Below are 412 nucleotides of genomic sequence, written 5' to 3' on the forward strand. Positions count from 1 at the left end.
ACTGTAAGAGAGTCGTTAAAGCATCTTATTCAAAATGCGCCACGTGGTTGCCATAATATGGTGCAAGCTAAGTTACAAGACCTGCCAGAGACTGAAGATGACTTGGTGCAACGAAACCTTACTAAGTCTCAAGAGCTCAAAACCTGGATTCTAAAAGCAAAATCTATTGAAACGGGTACTTGGCTGCAACTTGAGCGAGAAGGAAAGGAACCGCAATACATGCGCTTGGTCTGGATAGCGAAAGGCTATAGCAAGTTCGTATGTGTAAACCATCAGGGTATGAAAGTTATTGAGCTGGGCTTACTAAAGTTTGCGACGTACCTAAGAGACCGGCGAATATCTCTGGATTTTGATTATGAACTACCCATGGTTAACCAGAGCCTCGACAATATGGTTGCCGAGGTTTACGACA

The 412-nt window shown here is 43.7% G+C and carries 1 protein-coding gene; it reads left to right on the forward strand.

All coding sequences use genetic code 11. The annotated features are described in order from the left end of the window. Positions 1 to 57: 57 nt before the first annotated feature. Positions 58 to 412: DUF1631 family protein (locus A3763_RS06890; protein ID WP_156494980.1), on the forward strand; the 355-nt coding region annotated here is incomplete at its 3' end.

It is taken from the genome of Oleiphilus sp. HI0128 (genome assembly GCF_001635365.1).